Genomic DNA, 26,158 nt, shown 5'->3' with positions numbered 1-26,158 from the left:
CACTGCCTTCGGTCAGGCTGCGGCATAACGGCAGCCTGAACGATGAGCGACTTTACTCCTGTTCGCAGGCGCGAACCGTATCGACAATCATCTGATATCCCGTACAGCGGCACAGATTTCCGGCGAGACCACGGCGGATCTCCTGCACCGTAAAGGGTTTCTGATGCGGTTTTGCCAGTAGCGCTTTGGTCGCCATGACCAGTCCAGGCGTACAGAACCCGCACTGCACCGATCCTGATTTCGCGTAGGCCTGCTGGATCTTTGAGATCTCGCCCCCGACCGATTCTCCTTCCAGCGTGCTGATGCTTTTGCCGTCTACCCAGCTGGCAAGATACAGGCAGCTGTCTATCGCCACGCCGTCAATCAGTACGGTGCAGGCCCCACATTCGCCCACGCTGCAACCCTGCTTGATGCTGAGCAACCCGTGAGAACGCAGCAGGGTGGAGAGCGGCGTTGCCGGTGACAGCGTAAACTGCTGCGCGGAGCCGTTAATCGTACAGGCGACGGTTACCCAGGATTCGTGATTCATAATGTGCCTCCGGCATGGGCGACAGCTTCGCGGATCACGCGCTGCGCCATGGTCTGAATCAGGTGTAAACGAAAATCTTTTTCTGCCCGCCAGGACGATCGCGGAGAGACGTCCTGCAACAGCGCTTCGCAGATGGCGGTAAGCGTTTGTTCACTCACTGGCGCACCTTGTGCTGTCTGTTCTGCATGAACGCAGCGGATGGGGGTGGGGGCGGCAACGCCAAAAGCTAACCGCAGCTCACGGAAGTGGTCGTTCTCAAGACGGCACCAGGCGGCACTGCCGATGGTGGCGATATCCATGGCATCGCGCATCGCATACTTGAAGTGCGCGCTGCCGGTATTCGCCTGCGCCTGCGGCGGGAAATGGAACGCGACAGCGATTTCACCCGGCTGCAGCGCGACCTTTCCGGGACCGGTGTGGAAACCGAGTACCGGAATAACCCGAGTCCCCTCTGCAGAGGCAATCTCAAGGCTGGCTTCGTAGATGAGCGAAGGTGTGGCGGAGTCGGCACTGGTGGCCCCGTTGCAGATGTTGCCGCCATAGGTGGCAACGTTACGGATTTGCGGTCCGGCAATTGAGGCTGCAGCGGCCGCCAGCGCGGGCAGATGCTGCTGCACAACCGGGCTCTCGATGATTTCAGTGAAGGTCGTTCCGGAGCCAATCCGGATGTTACCCTGAGCGCCAATGCTGATGCCGCGCAGTTCAGCAAGCCCATGAATATCGACGATATGCCGATAGTTAGCATTGAGATGATGAAGCTGGATCAGCACGTCGGTGCCGCCCGCGATAAGCCGCGCTTCAGGATGCGCCGCCGCAAGAGAGAGGGCTTCTTTCAGGCTGCGGGCACGATGATAAGTTTCAATATCAAACATGGCGATTATCCTTTAATCAGTCCGGCCCGACGGAATTCAATGAACAGGCGCTTTGGCGTTAGCGGCAGCGTGTTAATCCCCACACCGGTGGCCATACGGACGGCATTACGAATGGCGGGCGCTATCGGGATTAACGGCGGTTCGCCAAGCGACTTGTGGCCGTAGGCTGACTGTGGCTCGCAGCTTTCGACAAAGGCGCACTCCAGATCCGGAAGATCCATCATGGTTGGCATTTTGTAATCCAGCAGGTTCGGGTTACGGATAAGCCCGCTGGTTTCATCGATGATCATCTCCTCGAAAATGGCGCTGCCGATCCCCATCCCCATTCCGCCGTGCATCTGGCCTGCTGCCAGCTGTGGATTGAGGATCCGCCCGGAATCCTGCACGTTGAGGATCCGGTTGATGGTGATTTTGCACAACGCGATATCGACGGTGAGATCGACAAACGAGCAGCCAAAGGTGGGGGGGTTGGTGCGGGTTTTCACCGAGGCCTCTGCTGAAAGCTGGTTACCGCGATCCGGATGATAGAAGGCATCCATTGCCACATCGGCGACGGAGACCATTGTCAGTCCCGGACGGGTGGTCATTTCCACCATCCCGTGGCGGATAGTGAGATTCATCGCCGACTGATGCAGCATTTCAGCGGCGTGCAGAATGATTTTCTCGCGAAGCTGTTGTGCTGCCTCTCTTAGCGCCGGGGCGGCGACATAGCTCTGGCGCGAGCCAAAAGCACCGGGATCGAACGGCGTTACGTCGGTATCCTGGGTTGAAATCACGTGCACCATGTTGACCGGCATACCGATGGTTTCGGCCACCATCTGGGTAAATACCGTATCAGCGCCCTGGCCGATTTCTGTGGCACCGCACTGCACGTGAATACAGCCATCCTGATTGAGCAACGCTCTGGCACCGGAAATCTCCACGCCCACCGGCCAGGTGTTAGAGCCGTAGCTGAAGCAGGCCACCCCAACACCGCGCCGAAGGTTGCCCTGGTCACTCGCGTATTCGGCGCGACGTTTGTCCCACTCAAACAGCTCCCGACCTTTGCGCAGGCACTCCGGTAAACCGGCGCTGTAAATCGTTTTGTGGTTCACCGGGTTTACGTCACCTTCCTGGGCGACGTTGCGCAGACGTACGTCCACCGGGTCAAGATTAAGCGCCGCGGCGGCATCGTCCATGAGTGATTCGAGTGGGAATATCACCTGCGGCGCTCCGTAGCCGCGCATCGCTCCGGCGGATGGGAAGTTGGTGTAGCAGGTGCGGGCGTGGTAGCCAAAGGCGCTGCGCGGGTAGAGATAACTGATTTTGTTACCGCCTGCTGCCGCAATCGAATGACCATGCGAGGCATATGCACCGGTATTAGACAGCACATCGAGATGATAGCCCTTCAGGGTGCCGTCCTTGTCCATCCCCAGCTGTGCGTCAATGGTGAACGCGTGGCGGGTGCGGCTTGCCATAAAGCACTCTTCCCGGCTGAGGGATACCTTTACCGGAATACCGCCGAGCCGCGAGGTTAAAAACGCCGCCATTGGCTCCTCGAGGACGTCCTGTTTATTGCCAAAGCCGCCGCCAATGTAGGGTTTGATGACGCGAATTGAAGACCATGACATCCCCAGCGCCTGGGCGGTGATCCGGCGGACAATGTGCGGGATCTGGGTACTGGAAACGATAGTGATGCGCTTATCTTCTTCCATCCATGCGAAGCTGGTGACACCTTCCATATGGCAATGCTGAACCACTGCGGTCTGAAAGTGGCTACTGAACTGGTGATCCGCGCCAGAGATGGCTCCCAACGGATCGTTCGCCATGATTTCACTGCTTTTGAGCAGGTTACCGTCTTCGTGCAGCGCAATGGCGTCTTCAGCCAGCGCGGCTTCGGGAGAGGTGATGACGGGAAGCGATTCCCACTCGACGTGAACCAGGTGCGCGGCCTTCTCGGCCGTCAGTTCGTCGCGGGCGACCACAATCGCCACCGCGTCGCCGTGATGGCGAACATGACGGTGAAGCAGAAGGCGATCGGCGAGATCACGTTTGTTGGGATCCAACGACCAGGCGTGGCCGGCGGTGGCAAAAGGTGTGTCCGGGACATCTTCCCAGGTGAACACGGCAAGCACCCCGGGTAACGCCCGTGCTGCGGTGCTGTCGATAGTCTGTGCATAGCCGTGGGCTATTGGGCTGCGAACATATTTCGCGTAGCACATCCCTGCCATGACGTAGTCGTCGGTGTAGCGCGCGCGGCCGGTGACTTTTGCGATGGCGTCAACGCGCATGCAAGATTCCCCGGTGACTGCCGCTTCCAGCTCATCCATATCTTCCCCCTGATAGTTAGACCGTAGTGAGCGTGTAAACCAGTAATGAGGCAAGATTTACGCCAGAAGCGGAAAAGTGGTCAGGGGTACAGTAGAAGTGTGATGCCGTTAAAAATTATCGACTATTCTGGCGGAAAAACAGGGAGATAAGCGGTGATGACGCGTATCAAATTGAGCTAAAAACAATCATTGTGATACGGCGGCGCGAGAGAGCATGGCCCGTATCAACGGGCCACTCGTGATAATGGCAACCGTCAGACCACCGCCTTCACGATGTCCATCAATTTCACCACATCTTCCGGACGGGTAAGGCCAGTTTGCGGGTCGATGATGGAGCTGTAAACGTGTGGCATCACCTGAGGTACTCCCGCTTCCAGACAGCTTTGCAGGATCATGCCGAAGTTATCGAGGTCAATCCCGCCGGTCGGTTCAATCAACGTCATGCCGTTCTGCGCGGCGGCGAGAGCCAGCGCACGAAGCTCTTCCAGCGAGGCGGTGCCGCCCATCGGGAAAAATTTGGCGGCATGGGCGCCCATATCACACATCATCCGTACGGCGGCATCTACGGAAACCCGTGCGGCTGTACCTTTGGCGCTGAGAACGCCGGTAGAAATCAGCACTTCTCCCGGCACGCCGGTGGGGCTGACCAGGGCGTTGATACGTGTCGATATCCCGCCGGTGGCAGCCAGCGCCCCGGCGGCAAAGCCGCTGCCGGTAAAGGTCTGGTTAACGTGCGCCGGGTGAACGCGCGCGGCAATCATCGCCGCTTTGTAAAACTGCGCCGGATCACCGGCGCCTAAACCGACGGAAATCGACGGCACTGCCGCTATCCAGCGTTCAACTTCGGCAACGCCTTCATCAACGCTTGCGAACTGTGCGGAAAGCACGCCGATTGCCGCGTGGCCTTCGGCTGCATCGTAAATCTCCCGGGCGTTGGCGATATCTTTTGCCAACACGTTAATGGCCACCCGCTGACGGTAAAAATTAATCTGCTGCATGTTGTGTAATTTCCTTAAGTCGCGCGACGATGAGCGCCATGTCACCTTCGCCCAGCGTGCGCGGGTCGAGGCTGAAAACGCCTTCGTGCAGAAAATAGCGACGGGCGTAGATGGCGATGTCACCTTCGCGCAGCTGGGCCTCCACCTCCCGGGCATCAAGGCCAAGCGCATCAGCGTCGACGTGGACGCGAATTCGCCAGATAGCGCGCCCGGCTTCGTCCTGCTCAATGTCGGCATTCAGGCCACGTAGCGCAGAGATGGCGGCCACTGCCGGACGTAAGGCATCGGCATCAGGGGCTTGCCGGGCGTCTTCGTAGCGGTCGAGAGCCACGATCAGCCCAACCATGTTTTCTTTGCCGATTTTCATCGCCCGCGCAATACCGTAGTGCTGCGCTTTACAGGCGGCGAGCCAGCTGCGTTTACCGGTGATTAACCCGGAGGTTGGCGCGTTGAACGCTTTGGCACCGCTGTAGACCACCATATCTGCGCCCTGAGCTACCCACTGGCGCAGATCCTCTTCGGCAGCGGCATCAACGATGAGCGGCAGGCTGTGCGCCCGCGCCACCTGCACAAAATCAGCAATGCTCAGCATGCCTTTTTGTACACAGTGGTGTGATTTCACATACAGCAGCGCGGCGGTGTGCTCGCTGACGGCACGTTCCAGCTGCCAGCGAGCGACCAGGTTGCTGGAGCCTACTTCCACCACTTTGCCGCCGCCAAGACGAATGGCGCTGGTAATCGGCGCACCGTAGTCGATGTTGTGCCCACGCAGCATCAGCACTTCGTTGGCAAGCCCGCTGCTGTCCGGCATCATCGCGACCTGCTCCGGCCTGCCGCGCGTGATGGCGGAGGCCACGGCAATGGCGATCCCGGCAGAAGCGCAGGAGGTAATATAGCTGTCTTCACCGCCGGTGTGGCGGGAGACAAGTTCCCCCGCCCGATCCACCAGTTTGTCGATTTCGACGAAGGCGCTCGCCGCCTCGGTGGTCGCTTGCATCACCTCGGGAGCTACGCTTGAAACGCCCAGAATGGTCATCTTGCCGCAGGCGTTAATGACCCGCTTAAGCCCCAGGCGCTGATAGATATTCTGTTCCATGACTTACAGCACTCCCAGCAGCGAACACACCACGCTGATTGCCACAATCGACAGCAAAATGGTGGTGTAGCGCGGCCCTTTTTTCACCAGATAGAAGTAGATAGCGAACACCGCCGCCAGCGGCAGCAGGCCCGGCGCGATAGAGTCGAGGATCTGCTGTACCACCACTTCCGAACCTTTCAGGGCGCTGATCTTGAGCGGGGTGGTGATCTTGACGTAGCTTGCTGACAGCGCGCCCATCATGATGAGGCCGAGCACGTTCGCGCCGTAGATAAGCTCTTTTATCCTCCCACCCTGCAGCAGCCCTACGATGGAGTCACGCCCCAGGGTGTAACCTTTGTGGACCAGCCCATAGCTGATGACCATGGTGATAGCCGGGTAGAGGATCAGCGGGGCAATGCCGCCGAACGCGCTGCCGCTGGCGGCGAACGGGATGAAGATAGCGATAAGTAGCGGCATGACCGCCGCCCAGATGATGGAGTCGCCCATGCCTGCAAGCGGCCCCATCAGGCCGGTTTTGATCCCGGTTATTGAGGCGTCGCCGATAGGTTCACCGCGCGTCTTTTGTTCTTCCATGGCGATAGCGATCCCCTGGATCACCGCGCCAAACGTCTGCTCGGAGTTAAAGAAGTTCAGGTGACGCTTGAGGGCTTCAGCCTGTTCCTCTTTCTGCGGGTACAGCTTTTTGATAATCGGCGTCATGGAGGCACAGAAAATCAGGCTTTGCAGACGCTCGTAGGAGCTGGATACTTCCGCCCCCAGCCAGTAAATGAACCAGGCTTTAGTGATATCGGCTTTGCTGAGCGTACGGCTTTCGCGCGCCCGTTCCACCAGTTCGTTTTGCATAACATCGCTACTCATGATGCTGCTCCTTCATTTTTCGCCAGCCCTTTAATCAGGAAGGCCACGCAGGTGCCGAAGATGGCCATCGCCATGATGTCGACTTTCAGGTACAGCACCGCAAAGAATCCGCCGATAAACCACGGCAGCAGGCTCTTTTTACCGATAACCATGATGGTGATGGCAAAGCCCAGCGCCGGCAGGATCCCACCCATAATTTCGAACGAGTGCGTCAGCCAGTGCGGCATCAGCTTGAGGAAGGTTTCCACCACGCCCTGGCCGAAGTAGTTGGCGGCAAACACCACCGGGAAACGCAGCGCCAGCCCGAGCAGCGCCGGGTAGATAAAGGCGCAGCGCATGATCCCGGCCATATTGGCGGTTTCCGCATGCTTATCGGCCATGTGTACCCACGCGGCGTTCAGCGTACGGCGCAGCTGATCGAGGAACACCCCGATAACGCCGAACGGAATGGCGAGGGCGATAGCGAGGCTTGGCTCCATCCCGGCTTTCACCGCAATTGGAATGGCGATACAGGCGGCCAGCGCCGGGTCGGACGGCACGTTACCGCCGGGGGTGGAGGTTACGCCGAGGTACACCAGCTGCATCCCGGCACCGATGATCATCGCTGTTTGCATGTTGCCAAGCAGCAGGCCAACGAAGACGGCGATCACCACTGGCTGTAACAGCATGGCGGAGAAGGTGTAGCCCAGGCGTAAGCGCGCGAACCAGTAATACAACCCCATCAGGCTCGCAAAAAGTAAGGTATCCATGTTTTATTCCTTGTTCTCAGAGAGTTAGAATTTTTTCAGGATATCGTCCAGAGACTGCGGTTTGTCTTCCGGGATGGTCTGGAAAAATACCTGAATACCACGGTCTTTCAGTGCGTTAAGAATGCCCACGTCTTTGTCATCAAGTGTGATGTTCTGGAACACCGCTTTGCGGTTTGGACCGCCACCGAGTCCGCCAACTTGGATGTTGTTAATCTCAAAACCAAGCTCAACGGCCTGCTGAATGGCGGCGAGGGAAGGGAACAGCACCAGCACTTTGCCATCGCCGAGCTGATTTTCCTTCCACGCTGCGGCGAAGCTTTCGTTGCCGTAGCAGTCCACTTTGATGCTCGGCGGCGCGGCCATCAGATAGATGTTTTTCATGAACGGATCGGCGTCCAGTTCATCGCTGACCACCACAATGCGGTTTGCCTGCGACTGGCCTACCCACTTAGTAACGACCTGACCGTGAATGAGGCGGCTGTCGATGCGGCATAAGACGATGTTTGCCATGATATTTATTCCTTATTGTGGTTGTTGTAATTGACGAACGTGGGCGACAACGTCGCGGCAGCTGCTGCGTCCGGCTTCCACCAGTTCGCTAACGCAGTCGGTCAAAAGACCCTGCTCACGCTTGTCGAGCGCTTCCAGCAGCAGCGAGGCGTTAAGGCCTGAAATCACCGCCACCGGGTAATCTGCGCTCAGTCGGGCGGCGACGTTAGACGTTGTGCCGCCAATAAAATCCGTCAGGATGAGCGATCCTTCCGGCAGGGTTTTCACCACCGCTTCAACGCGCTGGTAAAACTCTCCGAGGGTATCAACCGGCATCAGCGCAATTTCCTGCACGTCGTCGATTTCACCCATCACCATGCGCAGGCTGTTGCAAAGATGCTCGCCCCAGCCGCCATGGGTCAGCAGCAGAATGCAGGGTTGCGTTGAAGTGGATACAGTCGATGTCAAAATGGCCTCCTGGCACGGTTCTGGTTACGCGTTAGATAGAGCAAGCTCTGTGCCAGAATTAGTGTCACGCCAGGTGGGACGCGGGGGTGAGGCCGGGTAGCGAAGGCGCAACCCGGCGGCCAGACAGGGGTTTAACCGTACAGGAGTTCGTAAATATAAATGTATTCGGCATCGGAAAGACGGATGGCATAAGCCTCTTCCACCGGTCCAAACGCCGATTTGATGACACTAAAGGCGCGGGAGTCCATTTCTGGCTTCATCTCCAGCGCCATCTGTAACGGTTTACGGTTGATAACGATACGCTCAACCATGCAGCAGCAGTGGATAAGAAAGCGTAGTGTCACCTGACGGCTGGGAGAGAGACCAAGCGTGGTGCGAAGATGGCCCAGCACGCCCTCCATTTCGGTAAGAATGCGCTGCGGGTTGAGCACCGAAATATGGTTGATGATGCTTTCCATGGTCAGCGCGCTGATAAAGCGCGAGGCGCTGCGCTCCATCTCCAGCCGCCGTTCTGCGCTTGAGAGGTCCGGTGTTAGCAGGCTCAGCACCAGCTCGGGACCTTGCTCAGAGAAAAGCTCTTCCAGCGAGATAAACGGAATATCCGGCAGGCCTGGCTGGAAGGTTCCGACGATTCCCACCACGCGCTCATGCGGATTCAGCGCCTGTTGCACGCGCTCCGGGCTGCGCACGTCGTTGTAGTCGAGAATAAGCATGCGGGTGTCGTTAGCCATCAGCTCGCCAAAGCTCTCTTCCAGCACCTTTTTGATTTTCTCGGCGGTGCCCATTCCGGTGATGCAGGAGACGACCAGCACCTTCCCGGCGCTATCCTGCTGCGGGGTACACAGCTGGCAGGGGATCCCCTTGGTCTGCATCAGCTCGGCAAGCGCGGGCAGATCGCTGGTTTCATAATTCAAATCCAGCCCCGTCTCCAGCAGACTGGTGAGGTTGATGTTGGGCAGGAGCAGAACGTCTATCTGGAACAGCTTGCTGATAGTGCTACCGAAATGCACCAACGAGCCGATATCGACCATCAGGATAAGCCGCTGCCAGCCGTGGCTTTCAATGGTCTGCGTGAGCCGTTCCAGCGTGTCGTGCACCGACTGCTCGAAGGGCATATCGATGGCATGAAAAATATCGCGCTCCAGTACCCGGTTAACGTACTGCGCCATGCTGGTGGCGGTCGTGGCGCCGTGGGCAATCAGGATCGCGCCACAGTCCGGGCTGGTGGTAATACGCTGCCGGTAATGGCGGCACTCTTTGAGGAACAGGCACAGCCACACCACTTCCGTTGCCGGGCACTGAATGTGCAGCAGCTCGTTGATTTTGCGGCACAGCAGGGTAGCGTTCTCGTACTCGTCTTTGCAGCGATCGAGGATCAGGCTTGAGGAGTAAAGCTGGGGGATAAGCCCGCGCTGGACGTAGCCGATGAGCGCCAGGAAGTGCTTACGCAGCGGGTTGACCAGGTTTTCCGGCAGCGGGAAGCCCAGCACCTGCTCAACGCTTGCCATCAGTAGCGTCACGCGCTCTTCAAGCTGAGAGGCGTAGCGCGGCGGATGGCCGCTGTTGTCGCGGCTGTAGAGGCCATACTCAAAAATCGAGCTGAGCTTGTTTTTGAGGATGGCGAGCGTCTCGGCTGGAGGCACGTTACTGTTACGCAGGTTGACGTATTCGCGGGTCAGGAAGCTGTAAAACAGGTCGCTCTCCTGCGGATCAACGTCGGCGGCAAGCGAGGTCTTCAACTGCGGCAGGGTGCGGGCGTCAACGTCGAGCTGGGTCTGGCCATTAAACAGGGCATCGACCCGCAGGCGCTGCTCGGGCGTGGCATGGAAGGGGGCTTCGACCAGCTTTTTGTCGAGCCACAGGGAATCGCTGTGGCTGGTCATTCCCGAAGCCCACGCCTGGGCGCAGAGGAACTGAATATCGCTTTTGAGCTGACCGATGTTGCCTTCCAGCGGCTTGTTCAGCAGCCACAGCAGCAGGGTTTTATCGATGCTGACGGTGCGCTCAATCTTGCGGCTTTCACGCTGCAGAAAACCGACGATCAGCTCGATCTGCTCCTCGATGGAGCGACTGCGGATCCCCGGGAGATCGATACTGACCTGGATCCGACGCTGGAAGGTGCGCAGCAGCGCCGATCCCGGTGATTCGGTCGTGGCGCAGATGAGCCGTACGGCGATCCGCCGCGCGCTGGCGCTGGATCCGAGCGGGCGGTATTCCCCTTTATCGAGCAGGGAGAAGAGCTTCTCCTGACCTTCATAAGGCAGACGATGCACTTCATCAAGCAGTAAGAAACCGCCGTCGGCCTGCTCGACCAGACCGGTTTTGTCGCTGGTGGCGCCGGTAAACGCCCCCTGACGGTGACCGAAAAGATGCGAAGAGAGCAGTTCGGGGTTATTGGCGTATTCGGCACAGTTGAAGTACACCAGCGGCGGTGTCTGGGCCGCGGCATGCTTGCAGGCATAGCGGTGCATCAGCTCGGCAAAAAAGGTTTTCCCGACGCCGGAAGGGCCGGTCAGCAGTACGTGCAGGCCATGGGGGTAGAGCACCGCCGCTTTGCCTTTCTCTACCGCATCACGCAGGCTGCGGTCGTGACCGATGAGCGCCGTGAAGGGATCGCCCTGGGTTTCCACCTGCGGAGGCAGCAGATCGGCGAGCGACTGGACTTCCCGTTCGTGCTCGGGCAGGCGACGGCCAATCAGCGCTTCTATTGCCTCACGGTGGACGAAAAAGACCGGTCGTCCGCGGCTTTTGATGGCTAATCCGTCGGAGCACAGCTGGTTAAGGTCTTTGCTGACCGAATTACGCGCCAGACCGAGGTTGAATCCCATGCTCTCGGCGGTGAAAGGCAGAGCCTTACGTAAATCCTCCTGGCTCAGCGTTCGGGTCAGCCGCTCCAGCTCGCGAAGTACTACTTCTATACGTCTCATCGCTCTACCACTTGTCATTCTCATTAAGGCAGAACATACACTATATATCCGCCGGAGAACGCGACCCGGTGCGTAGTTGTGAGACGAAGCGCCCGTTACGCGCTATTCCATCGCTATCTGGATGGCTTCACCAAGCTGTTTTACCACCTCCCGGTGATGCTCCGTCGGCGGCAGCGCGCAGTTCAGCCGCACGCAGTTGCGGTATTTACCCGAGGCAGAGAACAGCGAGCCGGGGGCAATTTGAATTTTCAGCCGACACAGCTGGTTTGCGACGCAGACCATATCAACGTGCTCCGGCAGCTCAATCCACAGCAAAAACCCGCCCTGCGGACGCGTTACGCAGATCCCGCAGGGAAAATACTGTCGCACCCAACAGGTATAGGTTTCCATGTTGCTCTGATAAATCTGCCGCATCCGCCGCACGTGGCGATGATAGTGCCCTTCGCGGATAAACGAGGCGACCGCCAGCTGCGTGGTAGGGACGTTGGTACCGCTGGTGGCGTACTTCATGTGCAGCACCCGGTCGAGATAGCGTCCGGGGGCAATCCAGCCCACCCGCAGGCCAGGGGCAAGGGTTTTGGTAAACGAACTGCACAGCAGCACGCGGCCGTCGATGTCCCAGGATTTGATAGTGCGCGGGCGCGGGTAGTCGTTCGCCAGCTCGCCGTAGATATCGTCTTCGAAGATGGCAATGTCATGGCGCTGGGCGAGGGAGAGAATGGCGCGCTTACGCTCATCCGGCATGATAAAACCGAGCGGGTTATTGCAGTTGGGGACCAGGATAACGCCCTTAATCGGCCATTGCTCAAGCGCCAGCTCCAGCGCTTCAATGCTGATCCCGGTTTGTGGATCGGTCGGAATTTCAATCGCTTTGATGTTGAAACCGCGCAGCAGCTGCATGGTGCCGTAGAACGACGGTGATTCCACCGCGACGATATCGCCGGGCTTACATACTGAGAACAGCGCGATAGAGAGCGCTGCGTGGCAGCCGTGCGTCACCACAATGTCGTCAGCGGTCACAACGGTGCCGCCGTCCAGCGCCAGCCGGGCAATCTGCTCGCGCAGTTCACGCCGGCCGGGGAGTTCGTCGTAGCTGAGTATATCGCTGGGGTTGTGCTGCACGATGCGGCTCATCTCCCGCCACAGCGGCTTAAGGCTGGGCTGGGTGACGTCCGGAGAGCCGCCGCCGAAGGCGGTCACCTGCTTATCGTTGCGGGCACCCAGAAGCGTTAAAACCTGTTCCCACTGGGTTACTTCGACCGGGCGCTGCACCGGGCGCGACATTGCCGGGACCGGCGGCTGTGCTTTACGTGGGGCAACAAAGTAGCCGGAGCGCGGCTGGGGTGTAATGAGTTGCAGTGTCTCCAGCGTCTGATAGGCCTGCTGGACGGTACTGATGCTAACGCCGTGCTCCTGGCTTAGCGCGCGTACCGAAGGCAGCTTTTCTCCATGGCGATACAGCCCTTGCTCAATCCGCTCGGCGAGCAGATTCGCCAGATGTTGGTAACGGGTCATGCTGTATCCTTATTTTTGTCATACAGATAAGTAAACCAGTACAGATTGCGGAGGAAATCACCGTTCAGATATTGTTTTAGACGATCTGTATGTTAAAGAAAAGTAGATTCTGAATCTGTATTGTTTACCCCGATTTCCGTGATGATAAAGCCTCACTCACAGAGCAGAGGTGCAGCATGGAATTTCACGAAAACCGGGCCCGGGCGCCGTGGATGGGCTTTACGTTGCTGGGCAGAGCCATCGCCAGCTGGTGGCGAGTGGGGAGAACCCGCCGGGCGCTCAGCCGTCTTAGCGACGAGCAGTTAAAAGACATCGGCATTTCACGGCATGATGTTTGTTAAGGACTGCGCCCGGCGGCGCTCAGGCTGCCGGGCGGCAACGCTTTTCCCCGCCATTTTCCTTTTCGCATTTCCTGCGGTTCTCCTTTTTGTTTCTTGATACTTACCCTGATAACTATTATCGTGATCGGGTATTGAAGAGAGGGGAATCATGAGCGAAGACGCGCTGTTTACCCGCAGACCGATGGGCATGCGGCTGGCAATGGTCGTGCGCCTGTGGCGTGCGGTTATCGATCAGGCCATTACCGACACCGGCCTGACGCAGTCCAGCTGGACGGTGCTGATGCAGCTTCATCAGCTCGGCCATCATGTCTCTGTGAGCGAACTGGCAGAAGTGCACGGTATTGAATTACCGCCGCTGATGCGCACGCTATCGCAGCTGGAGAAACAGGGATACCTGCTGCGCGTCACCTCACCGTACGACAAGCGTATTCGCCTGCTGACGCTGACCCCGGAAGGCCAGGCGGTGCTGGAGAAGCTCACCTGCGTGATAGAAACTTATCAGCAGCGGGTTTCACAGGACATTCCTGCCGACCAGATGGCGCAGTTCAGCGACACCCTCAATCAAATCGCCTGCAACCTGCGGACTATCCGCGAAGAAGAAAATAAGATCTAAAAAAATCATGATGACGCCAGAACAAAAATTTGCCCGCTGGGTAAGGGTGAGTATTGCCTCTTTCCTGCTGATGTTTGTCTACTTTATCTTTGCCGATATCTGGATCCCGCTTACGCCGGACTCCACGGTGATGCGCGTGGTGACGCCTGTGTCATCGCGGGTGTCGGGCTACGTGGCACAGGTCTATGTGCACAACAACAGCCAGGTGAAGCAGGGAGATGTGCTGTACGAACTGGATCCGACGCCGTTTCGCAATAAAGTGGAAGCCGCGCACATCGCGCTGGCGCAGGCCAGGCTTGGCAACCAGCAGCTTGATGCGCAAATTGCTGCGACCCAGGCGAACCTGAAAACCGCCCAGCTCACCGCCCGCAACGATAAGGTCACCTTCGATCGCTATCAGCGTCTGAGTGCGCTGCAGAACGTTTCACAGCAGGATCTCGATAAAGTGCGTACCGCATGGCAGACCAGCGAGCAGTCGGTCAGCGCGCTCAATGCCAGTATTCACAACCTGCAAATTCAGCGCGGCGACCGCAATGAGCGTGGCAACGTGACGCTGCAGAAGTATCAGAATGCGCTGGAACAGGCCGAGCTGGAGCTGGGCTGGACCACCGTACGCGCCGAAGCGAGCGGCACGGTAAGTAATCTTCAGCTGTCGCCAGGGCTGTATGCCACGGCGGGGTCGGCGGTGCTGGCGCTGGTCAGTCACAATACCGACATCGTGGCAGACTTCCGTGAGAAAAGCCTGCGCCACACCCGCGAAGGCACCGATGCGGCGGTGGTGTTTGATGCCCTGCCGGGGAAAGTGTTCAGCGCCCACGTTACCAGCAGCGATGCCGGGATCCTCGCCGGGCAGCAGGCGGTAAACGGTCAGCTGTCGCAACCGGAGCAGTCTAATCGCTGGGTGCGTGACGCACAGCGGATGCGTATTCACGTCGCTCTCGACGAACCGCTGGAAAATCAGCTGCCAACCGGCGCTCGCGCCACCGTGCAGTTGTATAACAGCGACGGTCCGTTCGCCCGCTTCTTCTCGGGGCTGCAAATCCACCTCGTCAGCCTGCTGCATTATGTCTATTAACACTCTGGCGCGGGTCTTCACGCCCCACGACAACATCGTTTACACCGGGAATGACTTTCGCCAGACGCTGCGCATCGTGATTGCCGGCATGCTGGCGCTGAGTATTTCGACGTTCTACAACGTGCAGTACGGCGTTTTTTACGTGGTCTACCCGATCATGCTGCTCTCGCTGGTGCCGGTGTTTAACCGTCACGTGGCAAAGCAGTTTGTGTTCAGTGCGGCACTGAACTGCGTCGAAATGGTGATTATCGTCGGTTTTCTGGCGCAGTGGCCGGCCATCATGACGCTGGTCGTTTTTGGCCTGTACGTGATGCGTTTTCGTTTTATGAGCAAAGGACCGCTGTTTTTGTTCGGTTCGATGGGCGTGGTGTGCCAGAGCGTGATGCTCAACTTTATGAGCTATCCGAGCACTAACTGGCACACGCTGCTGTTCTCCAATATGGAGGCGAGCGTACTGGCGGTGGCGCTGAGCGCGCTGATGAACCATCTCATCCCGGATGTTGAACCGCGAAAACCGCCGCCGCTGATTGAGAAAAACGCCGCCCGGGTTCGCCATGAATCACTACTTTCCGGTACCGTCGCGACGATAATCTTCGTCGTCTTTCAGATAAGTGACCTCAGCGATTCGCTGTCGGCGCTAATGGCGGGGATCCTGATCCTGTTTCCGATGCACTATCGCGGCGCGGTGCTGAGCTCGCTGTGGCGCGTGGTCGGCGTGGTGCTGGCGTGTCTGTATATTCTGCTTATCCAGCTGCTGCTCTACGATCACAGCAGCCATATGCTGCTGATGATGCCGCTGATAGCCCTGGGGCTTGCCTTTAGCGCACGGCTGCATGTAATGGAAAAGGTTGGGGCAGGGGTCGGTTTTGCCAGCATTACCACCATTGGCATCATGTTCGGGCAAAATATGCGTCCGAGTCAGGATCTGGTATTCAGTGATTTGTACCGCATTACCTCGGTCACGGTCTCGCTGTTGGTCACCCTGACGCTTATTTTTCTGCTGCACCGCATCCTCAACTGCTTTGCCGCCACCCGTTTTGTGGTGAATAACCCGAATGCCTGAAAGAGCCCGGCGTGCCGGGCTCCCTGGGGTTCAGGCGATGGCCTCGAGTTCCATCATCACCGGATGAAAACGGCGTTTGAAGTAGATAAGACCGTGGCCGTCCTGGCTCAGGAAGATGTTTTTAATCTCGACCAGATAGACCAGATGCGTGCCGATGGTCTGTACCTGGCTGATTTCCCCTTCGAGACTGGCAAGCGAACCTTTGAGAACCGGCTGCCCCAGCACACCTTTCTGCCAGCAGGAGAGGGTGAAGCGCTCTTCCATCGCCATGCCGGTCATCCCGGCAAAGTGGCGGGCCATCAGCTCATGCTCGTGATTCAGCACGTTCACACATAGCCGACCATTGCCCTGAAAGACCGGATTCATCGCGCTGTTGGCGTTGATGCACACCATCAGCGACGGCGGGGTGTCGGTTACCGAACAGACGGCGGTTGCGGTAATACCACAGCGTCCGGCTTCACCTTCGGTAGTGATGATATTCACCGCCGCCGACAGGCTGGCCATAGCATCGCGAAAGCGCAGGCGTTGTTCATCAGGTTGCATGTTGTTTCTCCCGCTGCTGTTACTTCAGCAGCTTATCCAGCATGTTGATATCGGTGTTGTTGTGCAGATGCGGCACCGTCCAGCCGTTCTGGTCGTATTCAGACAGGCAGCGGTCAACCATGGCCATCATTTTGTCCATATTGCCGGAGCTCTGCGCCTGGCGCAGACACTGCAGACGAATCTCATCCTGGCTGCCGGAGTAGTTGATTTCGTACAGCTCATGGCGACCGCCGAATTCGCTACCGATGGCGTCCCACATCAGCTTCAGGATCTTGATGCGTTCCACGTGATCCATGCCGTTTGAGCCGCGCACGTATTTCGCCAGATACTGGTCAATCTGCGGATTATTCAGGTCGCGGGCGCTGGACGGCAGGTAGATTAGCCCGGACGTCACGTTGCGCTCGATGATGTTTTTGATTTTCGCGTAAGCCATCGGTGCCATCACGCGGTAGGTTTGCAGCGCGGCGTGATCAGGCAGCCAGGCACCGTTAACCCACGGAGTGGCTTCGGCACACATCGAATCGCTCAGCGCCCAGAACATATTGCGCCATGCCACCACTTCGCCGAGATCCGCCTGCACGCCGCGGAATTCGAGGGTGCCGGTACACTCCAGTGATTTTTTCAGCAGCGCGGTGATGAAATCGAGCTTCACCGCCAGGCGCACGCAGGCCTGCAGCGGATACATGCGGGCGAAACCGCCTTCCATTGTCCAGCGGCGGCAGCGGTCAAAATCGCGATAAATCAGCACGTTTTCCCACGGGATCAGCACGTTATCCATCACCAGAATGGCGTCGTTTTCATCGAAGCGGCTGCTGAGCGGGTAGTCGTACGGTGAACCGGTCGCCCCGGCGACCATCTCGTAGGACGCGCGGGAGATAAGCTTCACGCCGTCGGCATCCATCGGCGCGACGAACATCAGCGCAAAGTCCGGGTTTTCGCCCATCACCTGAGCCGAGCCAAAGCCAATCATGTTGTAGTGGGTCAGCGCTGAGTTGGTGGCCACCACCTTCGCACCGCTGACGATAATCCCGGCGTCGGTCTCTTTCTCAAGCTTGATGTAAACGTCTTTCACTTCGTCCGCCGGTTTGTGGCGGTCGATAGGTGGGTTGACGATGGCGTGGTTGAAGTACAGGCCGGTTTCCTGAATGCGGGTGTACCAGTTGCGGGCGTTCTGCTCAAACTGGCCGTAGAACGCCGGGTTAGCGCCGAGCGCGCAGCCGAAGGCGGCTTTGTAATCCGGGGTGCGCCCCATCCAGCCGTAGCTCAGGCGTGACCACTCGGCGATGGCGTCGCGCTGCTGGCGCAGGTCGTCGGCACTTTTCGCCACGCGGAAGAATTTGTGGGTGTAGCCGCCGCTGCCGGTGTCGGTGTTCCAGCACAGGGTGTCCTGAAGCTCTGGTTTGTGCAGTGCATCGTACAGCTGAGCAACGGATGCCGCAGCGTTACGGAATGCCGGATGCGTGGTGACATCTTTCACGCGCTCGCCGTAAATGTAGATTTCACGCCCGTCCTGCAGGCTCTTCAGGTACTCTTCGCCGGTTAACGGACGCTTTGCGTCAGCGCGGAATGCTTCAGGTTTCATGTTCACCTCTTCACTCGTATTCGGAATTGTGTTGTTAAATTTATGTTTTGTTTTTGTTGTTTAATTGAAGCGTTAAGTGCGGCGAAGGTGAAGGGACGTTTGGGACAACAGCAGGTACTTTTCGGACAGGCGATAAAGTTTATGACACCGGTACTTTCCTGGCGCGATACGCGCTCGGAGAACAGCCCACTAAGCGGTTAAAAAAGCGGGCGAAATAGGCGGGATCTTTGAACCCGAGCTGCCAGGCAATCTCATTCACCGCGCTGTCAGAAAACAGCAGCAGGCGTTTGGCTTCACGCATTTGCCGATCGAAAATCAAGCGCTTCGGCGAGCGGTTGGCGAAGCGGCGGCAGATGTCGGTCAGGCGTGACTCGGTGAGATGCAGCTCGTTGGCGTATTCCGGCACCGTCCAGTGCAGATGGTAGTGGCTGTCGATAAGTTGGGTGAAGCGCTGGAACAGGCGAAGCTCGCCGCGCATACCGCTGGCAGCATGATCGTCGAGCTTCGCGTTTCGCAGTAGCAGGGTAAACACCGCCTGCGCCAGCAGCACCAACGTGTGCTCGCGCCCGGGTAGCCCGGCGATGGACTCCCGCTTAATCAATTGCCAGTAATGCGTCAGCGCCGCAAGCTCCTCCGGCTTGTCGGCAAGCGACAGGCAGATGCCCGGCAGGCCGAAGGTCTCCCGCGTGCCGGGGTAGAGCACCTCCAGCAGCGGCCAGACCAGATCCTCGCGGACCGTCAGCACGTGGCCGTCGCTGTCGGACTCGGTGATAAACGCGTGCGGCACCGAGGGCGGCGTCAGGACGAACAGCGGCGCCTGCACCGAGTAGCGATGATCGTCGAGCTGGAGCTCGATTTGCCCGGTATCAAGAAAGTGCATCTGAAAAAACTGGTCGTGGCGATGTGCCTGCATGTCGCGGCCAAAAAACTCGGCCATTCGTGCAAACGACTGATAATGCACGTCTTCACTGCCCAGCGTTTCATCGTACTCTTTGCTGATATCGATATTGGCAATACCCGGCTGACACATACCCGCTCCTTAGTGGATCTTTTGCGGCGCCATGCCGGCGGCGTTTTCGCGGTGTTCCCGCTGGGTCATGGGAATTCGCGTCAGCACCAGTGCGCCAACGAACAGCAGCCCCGCGACAAACCACAGGCCCGAACTGAAGCTGCCGGTGGCATCGCGCAGGATCCCAATCAGCAACGGGCTGACGGCGGATCCGACGTTACCAATGGCGTTGATCACCGCCAGCGCCACCGCGCGGGATCGCAGGCTGATAACCTGATCCGGCGTGGTCCAGAAGATGGCCATAGCGGTAAACGATCCGGTTGAGGCCATGATGATGCCAAAGAGCTGGATCAGGCTGTGATCGGTTGCCGATGCCAGCAGCCATCCCGCCGCCGCAAACAGATACGGCAGGATGGTGTGCTTTTTCCGCTCTTTTAACCGGTCAGAGCGGCGGCTCCACCAGATCATCCCGAGGATGGTGCAAAACTGCGGAATAGCCGCCAGCAGGCCAATCACAATGTTGCTGCTGCCGGTGTTAAAGCTTTGCAGGATCTGCGGCGTCCAGATATTGATAGCGCTAAGCGTATTGGTCAGGCAGAAATAGGCCAGCGTATAGAGCAGCACGGCGGGCGTCAGCACTTCGCGCAGGGTGGATCGTGCTGCTGAGGCGCGCGGAGAAACCGCCTCCTGCTCGCGGGCGATCATCGTCTTTAGCGTCTGCTTCTCTTCGTCGCTAAGCCAGGTCGCCTGATCCGGAGTGTCGTTCAGGAAAAACCAGGTCACCACACCCAGCACCACAGAGGGCAGCCCTTCCAGCAAGAACAGCCACTGCCAGCCTTTCAGGTTCCACAGGCCGTCGAGCGCCAGGATATAGCCCGAGAGGATCGAGCCCAGCATCATCGTGACCGGCATGGCAATCATAAACAGCGCATTGGCGCGGGCGCGGTAATACGCCGGGAACCACCAGGTGAGGTACACCAGAATGCCCGGCAGGAATCCGGCCTCGGCGATACCCACCAGCATGCGCAATACGTACAGCGTTTCGGGGCTGGTGGCGAACATTGTGCAGGTAGAGGCAATGCCCCACACCACCATAATCCCGGCAATCCAGCGGCGCGCGCCAACTTTCGCCAGCATGATGTTGCTGGGGATCCCGCACAGCACGTAGGTGACGTAAAACAGCGTGGCGGCGAGGCCAAACATGGTAGACGTCAGGCCCAGATCTTTGCCCATCGTCAGTCCGGCAAAGCCGATGTTGATTCTGTCGAGAAACGAAAAGACAAACAGGATAAAGAGAAACACGATCAAACGACGGAACAGCTTTTGGATCACGCGATGTTCAACAGCTTTATTATCATCAGGTTGCAGGGTAGAGGTCGTCATGTTGCGCTCCACATCTTACGGTTAGTAGACGGATTTATTGTTATTGACTGACGGAACCGGTGAATCGATAAAACGTGCCGCTAATGCGTCGGCGGCGCGGGCGAGCAGGGTGGTGTCCACCCCGACGGCGACGAACAGCGCGCCACGTTCGAGATAACGTTTGGCGAGGTCTTCATTCGCCATCAAAATGCCCGGCGCTTTTCCGGCTTCGCGGATTTGCGTGATGGCCTGTTCAATAGCGGCCTGGACCTCGGGGTGCTGCGGGTTTCCGGCGAAACCCATGTCGGCGCTCAGGTCCGCCGGGCCAATGAATACGCCGTCGACGCCTTCCACTTCGAGAATGTGCGGCAGGTTTTTCAGCGCCTCACGGGTCTCGATTTGCACCAGCACGCACATGGCATCGTTGGCCTGTTGCAGGTAATCCGGGATGCGGTTCCAGCGTGAGGCGCGGGCCAGCGCGCTGCCGACGCCGCGAATGCCCTGCGGCGGATAGCGGGTGGCTTTCACCGCCAGCCGGGCTTCATCGGCGTTCTGTACCATCGGCACCAGCAGGGTTTGCGCACCAATATCCAGCAACTGTTTGATTTGCACGGGGTCGTTCCACGACGGGCGAACTACCGGCTGGCTACGATACGGCGCAATTGCCTGTAGCTGGGTCAGCACCGTCTGAACGTTGTTCGGCGCGTGCTCGCCGTCTATCAGCAGCCAGTCAAAACCACTGTTGGCCAGCAGTTCGGCGCTATAACTGCTGCATAATCCCAGCCACAGGCCAATCTGCGGTTTACCCGCTTTCAGTGCCTCTTTGAATACGTTTTGCATCGTCTTCTCCTTACACAAAGCGGCAGCTGATGGCGCCCATATTGCCGTAGTCAACGTGGAAGGTGTCGCCCTTGCGCGCCGCCACCGGGCGAGTGAACGAACCGCCGAGGATTATCTGCCCCGCTTCCAGCTGTACATCGTATGGGGCTAGCTTATTCGCCAGCCACGCCACGCCGTTTGCCGGATGATTCAACACGCCTGCCGCGACGCCGGTCTCTTCAATCACCCCGTTGCGATAGAGCAGGGCGGAGATCCAGCGCAGATCCAGCTCGTCGGGCTTGATCGGGCGGCCGCCGAGGATCACCCCCGCGTTGGCGGCGTTATCGGAAATGGTGTCGAACACTTTGCGCGGACGCTGGGTCTCGGGATCGTTGTTGTGGCAGCGGGCATCGATAAGCTCCAGCGCCGGGATCACATAGTCGGTGGCGTTGTAGACGTCGAACAGCGTACAGTTCGGGCCGCGCAATGGTTTTGCCAGCACGAAGGCCAGCTCGACTTCAATACGTGGAACGATGAAGCGATCGGTTGGGATATCGCTGCCATCATGGAAAAACATATCGTCCAGCAGCGCGCCGTAGTCGGGTTCACTAATCTGCGAGCTGGCCTGCATCGCCTTTGAGGTGAGGCCAATCTTGTGCCCTTTCAGCACGCGGCCTTCGGCGATTTTCAGACTCACCCATTCGCGTTGAATGGCGTAGGCGTCTTCAATGGCGATCGTCGGGTAGTCGAGCGAGATCTGCCGGATCTGCTCGCGGGTCTGTTCCGCCTGATGCAGACGATGAGCAATCAGGGTATGGGTTGATTTATCGAGCATAGCGGGTGGCCTTAGCGAAATAACGCGTGCACGTTGTTTTGTTTGAAGTTCAGCGTCGGGTGCAGCTCTTCTATTTCGAAAGAGAGCGCCAGATAGCGGCTTTCCATCAGGGCGGCGAAATGGTGTTTAATCAGCGCAAACAGCGCTTCACCCACGGCTTCCCGACTCTCCAGGCTGCGCCCGGCGCCAATTTTCAGCGTCATATGAACGAAGGCGTAGTCGTGCTGACCGTCGGCCATCTGCCAGGTGTCCAGCCATAGCGCCCGGCTACGGATGCCGCCGATGGGGAAGATGCCGGTGGCGGCAAGTTCCGCGTTAACCTTCGCGAACAGGCCCGGTAAGTCGGCCTGCTCGCGGATGTTGTCGGTACATTCAGCAATAAAATGCGGCATGATTTTTCCTTACGCGGGCAGCGGGAACACGGCGTTCACCTGGCCGGTGCCGGAGCTTGGGAACAGGTCGGTGATGAACTCCACCTTGCCGTCGTATTTATCCCAGCCGAGCATCCCGAGCAGCATCACGGTGTCGTGCATATTGCCTTCGCCGTAGCAGTAGTCGGCGTACTCCGGCAGCATGTTGCAAAACTCTTTGAACTGGCCTTCACGCCACAGCTTCACCACCCGTTCATCCATCTGGCGGTCGAACTCGCGGGTGTAGCTGTTCATACCTTCTTCCGCCCGCTGATCGTCAATGAAGCGGTGGGAGAGCGAGCCGCTGGCGAGTACCGCGACGGTGCCGTCGTAGGCGGCAATCGCCTTCAGGATCGCCTGACCAAGCTTGCGGCTGTCGGCGAAGTCGTGAACGGTGCAGAACGCCGAAATAGAGATCACCTTGAAGTGTCGGTCGCTGTTCATATAGCGCATTGGCACCAGCGTGCCGTACTCCAGCTTCAGGCTTGGGATGTTATGCGCCTTGGCGCGCACCCCAAGCTTCACCGCTTCGTCGGCAATCAGCTGGCCGAGCGCCGGGTTGCCGTCGTATTCGTAGGTCATATCGCGAATAAAATGTGGCAGCTCGTTGCTGGTGTAGACGCCAGCAAAATGGTCCGCACAGTTGATGTGGTAGGCGCTGTTCACCAGCCAGTGGGTGTCGAATACGATAATGGTATCGACGCCCATCTCGCGGCAGCGCTTGCCAATTTCTTTATGCCCGTCGATGGCGGACTGGCGGCAGCCGTGGTTTTTCCCCGGCAGCTCAGACAGATACATCGATGGAACGTGGGTGATTTTTGCCGCTAACGCTAACTTGCCCATATCAGACTCCCCATTTCGGGATCGGATGGTCGCCCATGGAAATGCAGACGTTCTTCATTTCCGCGAACACTTCAAAGCTGTACTCGCCGCCTTCACGGCCGGTACCGGAGGCCTTCACGCCGCCGAACGGCTGGCGCAGGTCGCGTACGTTCTGGGTGTTGACAAACACCATGCCCGCCTCGATGTTGCGCGCCAGACGCAGGACTTTGCTGACGTCCTGGGTCCAGATGTAAGAGGCAAGGCCGTACTCAACGTCGTTGGCAAGCCGCAGACCTTCCGCTTCGTCCTTGAACGGCAGCAGGCAGGCTACTGGTCCGAAGATCTCCTCCTGCGCCACGCGCATACGGTTATCGACGTCGGCGAGTACCGTTGGGCGCAGGAAGTTGCCGTTTCTCAGGTGTGCAGGCAGGTCGGAAGGTTTATCCGGGCCGCCCGCCAGCAGGGTGGCACCTTCTTCAATGCCGAGGCGGATATAGCCGGAGACTTTTTCCCAGTGCTGAAGGCTGATGAGTGCGCCGACCTGGGTGTTTGGGTCGGTCGGATCGCCGACACGCAGGCGGTTGGCGCGCTCGGCAAATCGTTTAACAAACTCCGGATAAATGCTCTGCTGAATGAAGATGCGGGAACCGGCGGTACAGCGCTCACCGTTGATAGAGAAGATGGTGAACAGTGCGGCATCAAGGGCGCGTTCGATATCGGCATCTTCAAAAATCAGCACCGGTGACTTACCGCCAAGCTCCATCGAGTACTTCTTCAGCCCGGCGTTTTTCATGATGTTGCGCCCGGTGGCGGTGCCGCCGGTGAACGACACGGCGCGCACGTCGTGATGACGCACCAGCGCATCGCCCGCGGTAGAGCCGTAACCCTGCACCACGTTGAGCACGCCTGCCGGGATCCCGGCCTCCAGCGCCAGCTCGCCCAGGCGATCGGCGGTCAGTGGGGAAAGCTCTGACATCTTCAGCACGGCGGTGTTACCCAGCGCCAGGCACGGCGCGACTTTCCACGTGGCGGTCATAAACGGCACGTTCCACGGCGACACCAGCGCGCACACCCCAACTGGCTGCACCAGGGTGTAGTTGAGCATTTTGTCGTCGACCGGGTAGGTTTTGCCGTTCATCTGCTGGCACACTTCGGCGAAGAACTCGAAGTTGTGCGAGGCGCGCGGGATCAGCACGTTTTTGGTCTGGTGGATGGGCAGGCCGGTATCGGCAGTTTCCATCGCGGCGATTTTCGGCACGTTCTGGTCAATCAGGTCGCCAAGGCGGCGCATCAGGCGCGCGCGCTCTTTCATCGGCAGGTTGGCCCACTTTGGGAACGCCTCTTTCGCGGCCGCCACCGCCTGCTGCACCTCCGCTTCGGTGCCGGAGGCCACTTCCGCCAGGACTTCCCCGGTTGCCGGGTTGGTGGTGTGGAAATAGTCGTTGCCGGCGACGTTTTTACCGTTAATCCAGTGATTTATCTTTTTCATTTCAGCATCTCCTCATGCTCCTGCTGACTGACAATGCGGTTAACCAGGCGGCCCACCCCTTCCACTTCCACCACCACTTCATCGCCCGGAACCACGTCTGATAATCCTTTTGGTGTACCGGTCGCAATCATGTCGCCGGGGTGCAACGTCATGAAACTGCTCAGATATTCGATAAGAAACGGCACGTCGAAAATCAGGTCGGCGGTGGTGCCCTGCTGGCGTAGCTCGCCGTTAACCCAGGTGCGCAGCGTCAGGTTGTGCGGATCGGGAATAGCGGACTTATCAACAATCCATGGGGCTATCGGGGTCAGGGTGTCGCGGCTTTTGACCCGCAGATTTGGGCGGTAGTAGTTCTCGAGATAGTCGCGAATGGCGTAGTCGTTGCAGAGGGTGTAGCCCGCCACGTAGTCCATCGCCGTTTCACGGCTCACCTTGCGGGCGGTTTTGCCAATCACCACCACCAGCTCGGCCTCGTAGTGCATGTACTCGACGTTGTCCGGGCGCACCGACGTTTGCTTATCGCCGGTGAACGAGTTGGCCGCTTTGATGAATACCAGTGGCTCTTCCGGCGGCTTAAAGTCCAGTTCACTGGCGTGATCGGCATAGTTGAGACCCAGCGCGAACAGCGTGCCGTGCGGGTGTGGCTGCGGCGAAAAGGTGCGAGTTTCAGTGATATCGCGCTCGGCGACCACGCGGTTTTCAAGTGGCGGAAAACCTTCAGCGAGAACGCGGACGTGGTCTCCTGGCTGAAGCGTGACCCGCTGCTGTGGCGTACCCAGCAGAATGACGTCGCCGGGCTGCAGCGTAGCGAATTCACTCAACGCGCAGAGCAGCTCGGCGGCGCTACGTTGTAAATCGGCGGTGCTCCAGCGGTCTGCCTCGCGGCCGTTGATGTCGGTGATGATAGTCAGATTATCGACGTGGCTGAGCGGAACCAGCTCCCCCAACGGGCAGAAGCCATCGCGGCACTTGGCTTTGATAGCCGGGCGATAAAAGCTCTCTTCCGGCAGACTGACCTCGTTTGCCAGTGCAAAACCGGCGATATAGTCTGCGGCTTCCGCCACGCTGACGCGGCTTGCTGTTTTACCCACGACAAGCGCCACCGTAGCCCCGCTCAGCAGCGTTTCTTCTTCCGGGTGAGGGATGGCCTCACCGTCACGGATCACGGTGTTGCGCGGCTTAATAAACCACACCGCCGTTTTCGGTGGTGTGTTGTAGGGGGCTTGCTGGAATGCCTGGTGCCAGGCGTCGATTTGGCTGCGATGGTTGAGCGCAACGGCGAAAACAGTGCCTTTCATTCACCACTCCTCAGATCCGCTGTGGGATTTCATTAATATGTTAATGATCATCTTTTATGCTGCTGGGGGATGTTTGGCAAATTT

General features: G+C 58.5%; 25 protein-coding genes. 4 read left to right on the top strand and 21 right to left on the bottom strand.

Annotated elements, in window-relative coordinates; translation table 11 throughout:
• Positions 1 to 52: 52 nt before the first annotated feature.
• From xdhC to GYRE_RS01455, 11 genes are all read right to left on the bottom strand, one after another.
• Positions 53 to 529 carry a xanthine dehydrogenase iron sulfur-binding subunit XdhC gene (gene xdhC, locus GYRE_RS01505; protein WP_038252416.1) on the bottom strand — a complete coding sequence of 159 codons (477 nt, stop codon included), beginning with the start codon at positions 527 to 529 and terminating at the stop codon, positions 53 to 55.
• Entirely contained in the window at positions 526 to 1,401 is an 876-nt protein-coding gene (gene xdhB, locus GYRE_RS01500) for a xanthine dehydrogenase FAD-binding subunit XdhB (protein ID WP_038252414.1), read from the bottom strand. Before xdhB ends, xdhC begins: the two co-directional genes overlap by 4 nt.
• A 5-nt stretch (positions 1,402 to 1,406) precedes the next feature.
• Positions 1,407 to 3,710 carry a xanthine dehydrogenase molybdenum-binding subunit XdhA gene (gene xdhA / locus GYRE_RS01495; protein WP_038252411.1) on the bottom strand — a complete coding sequence of 768 codons (2,304 nt, stop codon included), beginning with the start codon at positions 3,708 to 3,710 and terminating at the stop codon, positions 1,407 to 1,409.
• A 254-nt stretch (positions 3,711 to 3,964) separates the two neighbouring features.
• Entirely contained in the window at positions 3,965 to 4,708 is a 744-nt protein-coding gene (gene dagF / locus GYRE_RS01490; protein WP_006816951.1) for a 2-dehydro-3-deoxy-phosphogluconate aldolase, read from the bottom strand.
• A complete protein-coding gene (gene dgaE, locus GYRE_RS01485; protein ID WP_038252408.1) occupies positions 4,695 to 5,804 on the bottom strand; it encodes a D-glucosaminate-6-phosphate ammonia lyase in 1,110 nt (369 codons plus the stop codon). The genes dagF and dgaE overlap by 14 nt, the downstream gene beginning before the upstream one ends.
• Positions 5,805 to 5,807: 3 nt before the next feature.
• Positions 5,808 to 6,668, bottom strand: coding sequence for a PTS system mannose/fructose/sorbose family transporter subunit IID (locus tag GYRE_RS01480; protein WP_161616068.1), 861 nt, complete (start codon positions 6,666 to 6,668; stop codon positions 5,808 to 5,810).
• The gene (locus tag GYRE_RS01475) at positions 6,662 to 7,414 is read right to left on the bottom strand and encodes a PTS mannose/fructose/sorbose/N-acetylgalactosamine transporter subunit IIC (protein ID WP_006816954.1); all 753 of its coding nucleotides are present in this window, start codon (positions 7,412 to 7,414) and stop codon (positions 6,662 to 6,664) included. Before GYRE_RS01475 ends, GYRE_RS01480 begins: the two co-directional genes overlap by 7 nt.
• Before the next feature lie 24 nt (positions 7,415 to 7,438).
• A complete protein-coding gene (locus GYRE_RS01470; protein WP_006816955.1) occupies positions 7,439 to 7,924 on the bottom strand; it encodes a PTS sugar transporter subunit IIB in 486 nt (161 codons plus the stop codon).
• A 12-nt stretch (positions 7,925 to 7,936) separates the two neighbouring features.
• Entirely contained in the window at positions 7,937 to 8,371 is a 435-nt protein-coding gene (locus GYRE_RS01465; protein WP_038252407.1) for a PTS sugar transporter subunit IIA, read from the bottom strand.
• Between the two features lie 131 nt (positions 8,372 to 8,502).
• Positions 8,503 to 11,298: a transcriptional regulator DagR gene (gene dagR, locus GYRE_RS01460; RefSeq protein ID WP_038252405.1), complete on the bottom strand. Its 2,796-nt coding sequence runs from the start codon at positions 11,296 to 11,298 to the stop codon at positions 8,503 to 8,505.
• Between the two features lie 102 nt (positions 11,299 to 11,400).
• Positions 11,401 to 12,813 carry an aminotransferase-like domain-containing protein gene (locus tag GYRE_RS01455; RefSeq protein WP_038252403.1) on the bottom strand — a complete coding sequence of 471 codons (1,413 nt, stop codon included), beginning with the start codon at positions 12,811 to 12,813 and terminating at the stop codon, positions 11,401 to 11,403.
• A 176-nt stretch (positions 12,814 to 12,989) separates the two neighbouring features.
• Here GYRE_RS01455 and GYRE_RS23350 point away from each other — a divergent pair, with 176 nt between their 5' ends.
• The 4 genes from GYRE_RS23350 to GYRE_RS01440 all read left to right on the top strand — a co-directional run bounded on the left by GYRE_RS23350 (position 12,990) and on the right by GYRE_RS01440 (position 15,905).
• Positions 12,990 to 13,154 (top strand): DUF1127 domain-containing protein, encoded by a 165-nt coding sequence (locus GYRE_RS23350; RefSeq protein ID WP_072009025.1) that lies wholly within the window; start codon positions 12,990 to 12,992, stop codon positions 13,152 to 13,154.
• Between the two features lie 148 nt (positions 13,155 to 13,302).
• The gene (locus tag GYRE_RS01450) at positions 13,303 to 13,767 is read left to right on the top strand and encodes a MarR family winged helix-turn-helix transcriptional regulator (protein WP_006816960.1); all 465 of its coding nucleotides are present in this window, start codon (positions 13,303 to 13,305) and stop codon (positions 13,765 to 13,767) included.
• Between the two features lie 7 nt (positions 13,768 to 13,774).
• Complete coding sequence (locus tag GYRE_RS01445) at positions 13,775 to 14,842, top strand: HlyD family secretion protein (RefSeq protein ID WP_038252399.1); 1,068 nt, start codon at positions 13,775 to 13,777, stop codon at positions 14,840 to 14,842.
• The gene (locus GYRE_RS01440; protein ID WP_038252397.1) at positions 14,832 to 15,905 is read left to right on the top strand and encodes a DUF2955 domain-containing protein; all 1,074 of its coding nucleotides are present in this window, start codon (positions 14,832 to 14,834) and stop codon (positions 15,903 to 15,905) included. Before GYRE_RS01445 ends, GYRE_RS01440 begins: the two co-directional genes overlap by 11 nt.
• A 30-nt stretch (positions 15,906 to 15,935) precedes the next feature.
• On the opposite strand, the gene GYRE_RS01435 is transcribed toward GYRE_RS01440, so the two are convergent.
• The 10 genes from GYRE_RS01435 to hpaG form a co-directional block, all read right to left on the bottom strand.
• Positions 15,936 to 16,448, bottom strand: a complete 513-nt coding sequence (locus tag GYRE_RS01435; protein WP_038252394.1) for a 4-hydroxyphenylacetate 3-monooxygenase reductase subunit — start codon at positions 16,446 to 16,448, stop codon at positions 15,936 to 15,938.
• A gap of 19 nt (positions 16,449 to 16,467) precedes the next feature.
• Complete coding sequence (gene hpaB / locus GYRE_RS01430; protein ID WP_006816964.1) at positions 16,468 to 18,030, bottom strand: 4-hydroxyphenylacetate 3-monooxygenase, oxygenase component; 1,563 nt, start codon at positions 18,028 to 18,030, stop codon at positions 16,468 to 16,470.
• A gap of 139 nt (positions 18,031 to 18,169) precedes the next feature.
• On the bottom strand, positions 18,170 to 19,060 hold the full coding sequence (gene hpaA, locus GYRE_RS01425) for a 4-hydroxyphenylacetate catabolism regulatory protein HpaA (protein WP_038252390.1): 891 nt from the start codon (positions 19,058 to 19,060) through the stop codon (positions 18,170 to 18,172).
• A gap of 9 nt (positions 19,061 to 19,069) precedes the next feature.
• Positions 19,070 to 20,422, bottom strand: coding sequence for a 4-hydroxyphenylacetate permease (gene hpaX / locus GYRE_RS01420; protein WP_038252387.1), 1,353 nt, complete (start codon positions 20,420 to 20,422; stop codon positions 19,070 to 19,072).
• Between the two features lie 21 nt (positions 20,423 to 20,443).
• Entirely contained in the window at positions 20,444 to 21,241 is a 798-nt protein-coding gene (hpaI, locus tag GYRE_RS01415; RefSeq protein WP_006816967.1) for a 4-hydroxy-2-oxoheptanedioate aldolase, read from the bottom strand.
• Positions 21,242 to 21,251: 10 nt separating this feature from the next.
• Complete coding sequence (hpaH, locus tag GYRE_RS01410) at positions 21,252 to 22,055, bottom strand: 2-oxo-hept-4-ene-1,7-dioate hydratase (protein ID WP_006816968.1); 804 nt, start codon at positions 22,053 to 22,055, stop codon at positions 21,252 to 21,254.
• 11 nt (positions 22,056 to 22,066) lie between these two features.
• Positions 22,067 to 22,447 carry a 5-carboxymethyl-2-hydroxymuconate Delta-isomerase gene (locus GYRE_RS01405; RefSeq protein ID WP_006816969.1) on the bottom strand — a complete coding sequence of 127 codons (381 nt, stop codon included), beginning with the start codon at positions 22,445 to 22,447 and terminating at the stop codon, positions 22,067 to 22,069.
• Between the two features lie 9 nt (positions 22,448 to 22,456).
• Positions 22,457 to 23,308 (bottom strand): 3,4-dihydroxyphenylacetate 2,3-dioxygenase, encoded by an 852-nt coding sequence (gene hpaD / locus GYRE_RS01400; protein WP_038252384.1) that lies wholly within the window; start codon positions 23,306 to 23,308, stop codon positions 22,457 to 22,459.
• 1 nt (position 23,309) lies between these two features.
• Positions 23,310 to 24,776 carry a 5-carboxymethyl-2-hydroxymuconate semialdehyde dehydrogenase gene (gene hpaE / locus GYRE_RS01395; protein ID WP_038252381.1) on the bottom strand — a complete coding sequence of 489 codons (1,467 nt, stop codon included), beginning with the start codon at positions 24,774 to 24,776 and terminating at the stop codon, positions 23,310 to 23,312.
• Positions 24,773 to 26,074: a 4-hydroxyphenylacetate degradation bifunctional isomerase/decarboxylase gene (gene hpaG / locus GYRE_RS01390; RefSeq protein WP_006816972.1), complete on the bottom strand. Its 1,302-nt coding sequence runs from the start codon at positions 26,072 to 26,074 to the stop codon at positions 24,773 to 24,775. The genes hpaE and hpaG overlap by 4 nt, the downstream gene beginning before the upstream one ends.
• Between the last annotated feature and the right edge of the window lie 84 nt (positions 26,075 to 26,158).

It is taken from the genome of Yokenella regensburgei ATCC 49455, assembly GCF_000735455.1.
GTDB classification, from domain to species: domain Bacteria; phylum Pseudomonadota; class Gammaproteobacteria; order Enterobacterales; family Enterobacteriaceae; genus Yokenella; species Yokenella regensburgei.
This window is presented reverse-complemented; position numbering and strand designations above follow the sequence as displayed.

Bases quoted from the DNA above. Each gene is read 5' to 3' on its own strand.
- GYRE_RS23350 (WP_072009025.1), top strand. From the start codon at position 12,990: ATGGAATTTCACGAAAACCGGGCCCGGGCGCCGTGGATGGGCTTTACG.
- hpaD (WP_038252384.1), bottom strand. From the start codon at position 23,308: ATGGGCAAGTTAGCGTTAGCGGCAAAAATCACCCACGTTCCATCGATG.
- dgaE (WP_038252408.1), bottom strand. From the start codon at position 5,804: ATGGAACAGAATATCTATCAGCGCCTGGGGCTTAAGCGGGTCATTAAC.
- GYRE_RS01435 (WP_038252394.1), bottom strand. From the start codon at position 16,448: ATGCAACCTGATGAACAACGCCTGCGCTTTCGCGATGCTATGGCCAGC.
- GYRE_RS01445 (WP_038252399.1), top strand. From the start codon at position 13,775: ATGATGACGCCAGAACAAAAATTTGCCCGCTGGGTAAGGGTGAGTATT.
- hpaX (WP_038252387.1), bottom strand. From the start codon at position 20,422: ATGACGACCTCTACCCTGCAACCTGATGATAATAAAGCTGTTGAACAT.
- GYRE_RS01455 (WP_038252403.1), bottom strand. From the start codon at position 12,813: ATGACCCGTTACCAACATCTGGCGAATCTGCTCGCCGAGCGGATTGAG.
- xdhA (WP_038252411.1), bottom strand. From the start codon at position 3,710: ATGGATGAGCTGGAAGCGGCAGTCACCGGGGAATCTTGCATGCGCGTT.
- hpaG (WP_006816972.1), bottom strand. From the start codon at position 26,074: ATGAAAGGCACTGTTTTCGCCGTTGCGCTCAACCATCGCAGCCAAATC.
- hpaI (WP_006816967.1), bottom strand. From the start codon at position 21,241: ATGCAAAACGTATTCAAAGAGGCACTGAAAGCGGGTAAACCGCAGATT.
- hpaB (WP_006816964.1), bottom strand. From the start codon at position 18,030: ATGAAACCTGAAGCATTCCGCGCTGACGCAAAGCGTCCGTTAACCGGC.
- hpaE (WP_038252381.1), bottom strand. From the start codon at position 24,776: ATGAAAAAGATAAATCACTGGATTAACGGTAAAAACGTCGCCGGCAAC.
- hpaH (WP_006816968.1), bottom strand. From the start codon at position 22,055: ATGCTCGATAAATCAACCCATACCCTGATTGCTCATCGTCTGCATCAG.
- GYRE_RS01440 (WP_038252397.1), top strand. From the start codon at position 14,832: ATGTCTATTAACACTCTGGCGCGGGTCTTCACGCCCCACGACAACATC.
- xdhC (WP_038252416.1), bottom strand. From the start codon at position 529: ATGAATCACGAATCCTGGGTAACCGTCGCCTGTACGATTAACGGCTCC.
- GYRE_RS01475 (WP_006816954.1), bottom strand. From the start codon at position 7,414: ATGGATACCTTACTTTTTGCGAGCCTGATGGGGTTGTATTACTGGTTC.
- dagF (WP_006816951.1), bottom strand. From the start codon at position 4,708: ATGCAGCAGATTAATTTTTACCGTCAGCGGGTGGCCATTAACGTGTTG.
- GYRE_RS01405 (WP_006816969.1), bottom strand. From the start codon at position 22,447: ATGCCGCATTTTATTGCTGAATGTACCGACAACATCCGCGAGCAGGCC.
- hpaA (WP_038252390.1), bottom strand. From the start codon at position 19,060: ATGTGTCAGCCGGGTATTGCCAATATCGATATCAGCAAAGAGTACGAT.
- xdhB (WP_038252414.1), bottom strand. From the start codon at position 1,401: ATGTTTGATATTGAAACTTATCATCGTGCCCGCAGCCTGAAAGAAGCC.
- GYRE_RS01470 (WP_006816955.1), bottom strand. From the start codon at position 7,924: ATGGCAAACATCGTCTTATGCCGCATCGACAGCCGCCTCATTCACGGT.
- GYRE_RS01450 (WP_006816960.1), top strand. From the start codon at position 13,303: ATGAGCGAAGACGCGCTGTTTACCCGCAGACCGATGGGCATGCGGCTG.
- dagR (WP_038252405.1), bottom strand. From the start codon at position 11,298: ATGAGACGTATAGAAGTAGTACTTCGCGAGCTGGAGCGGCTGACCCGA.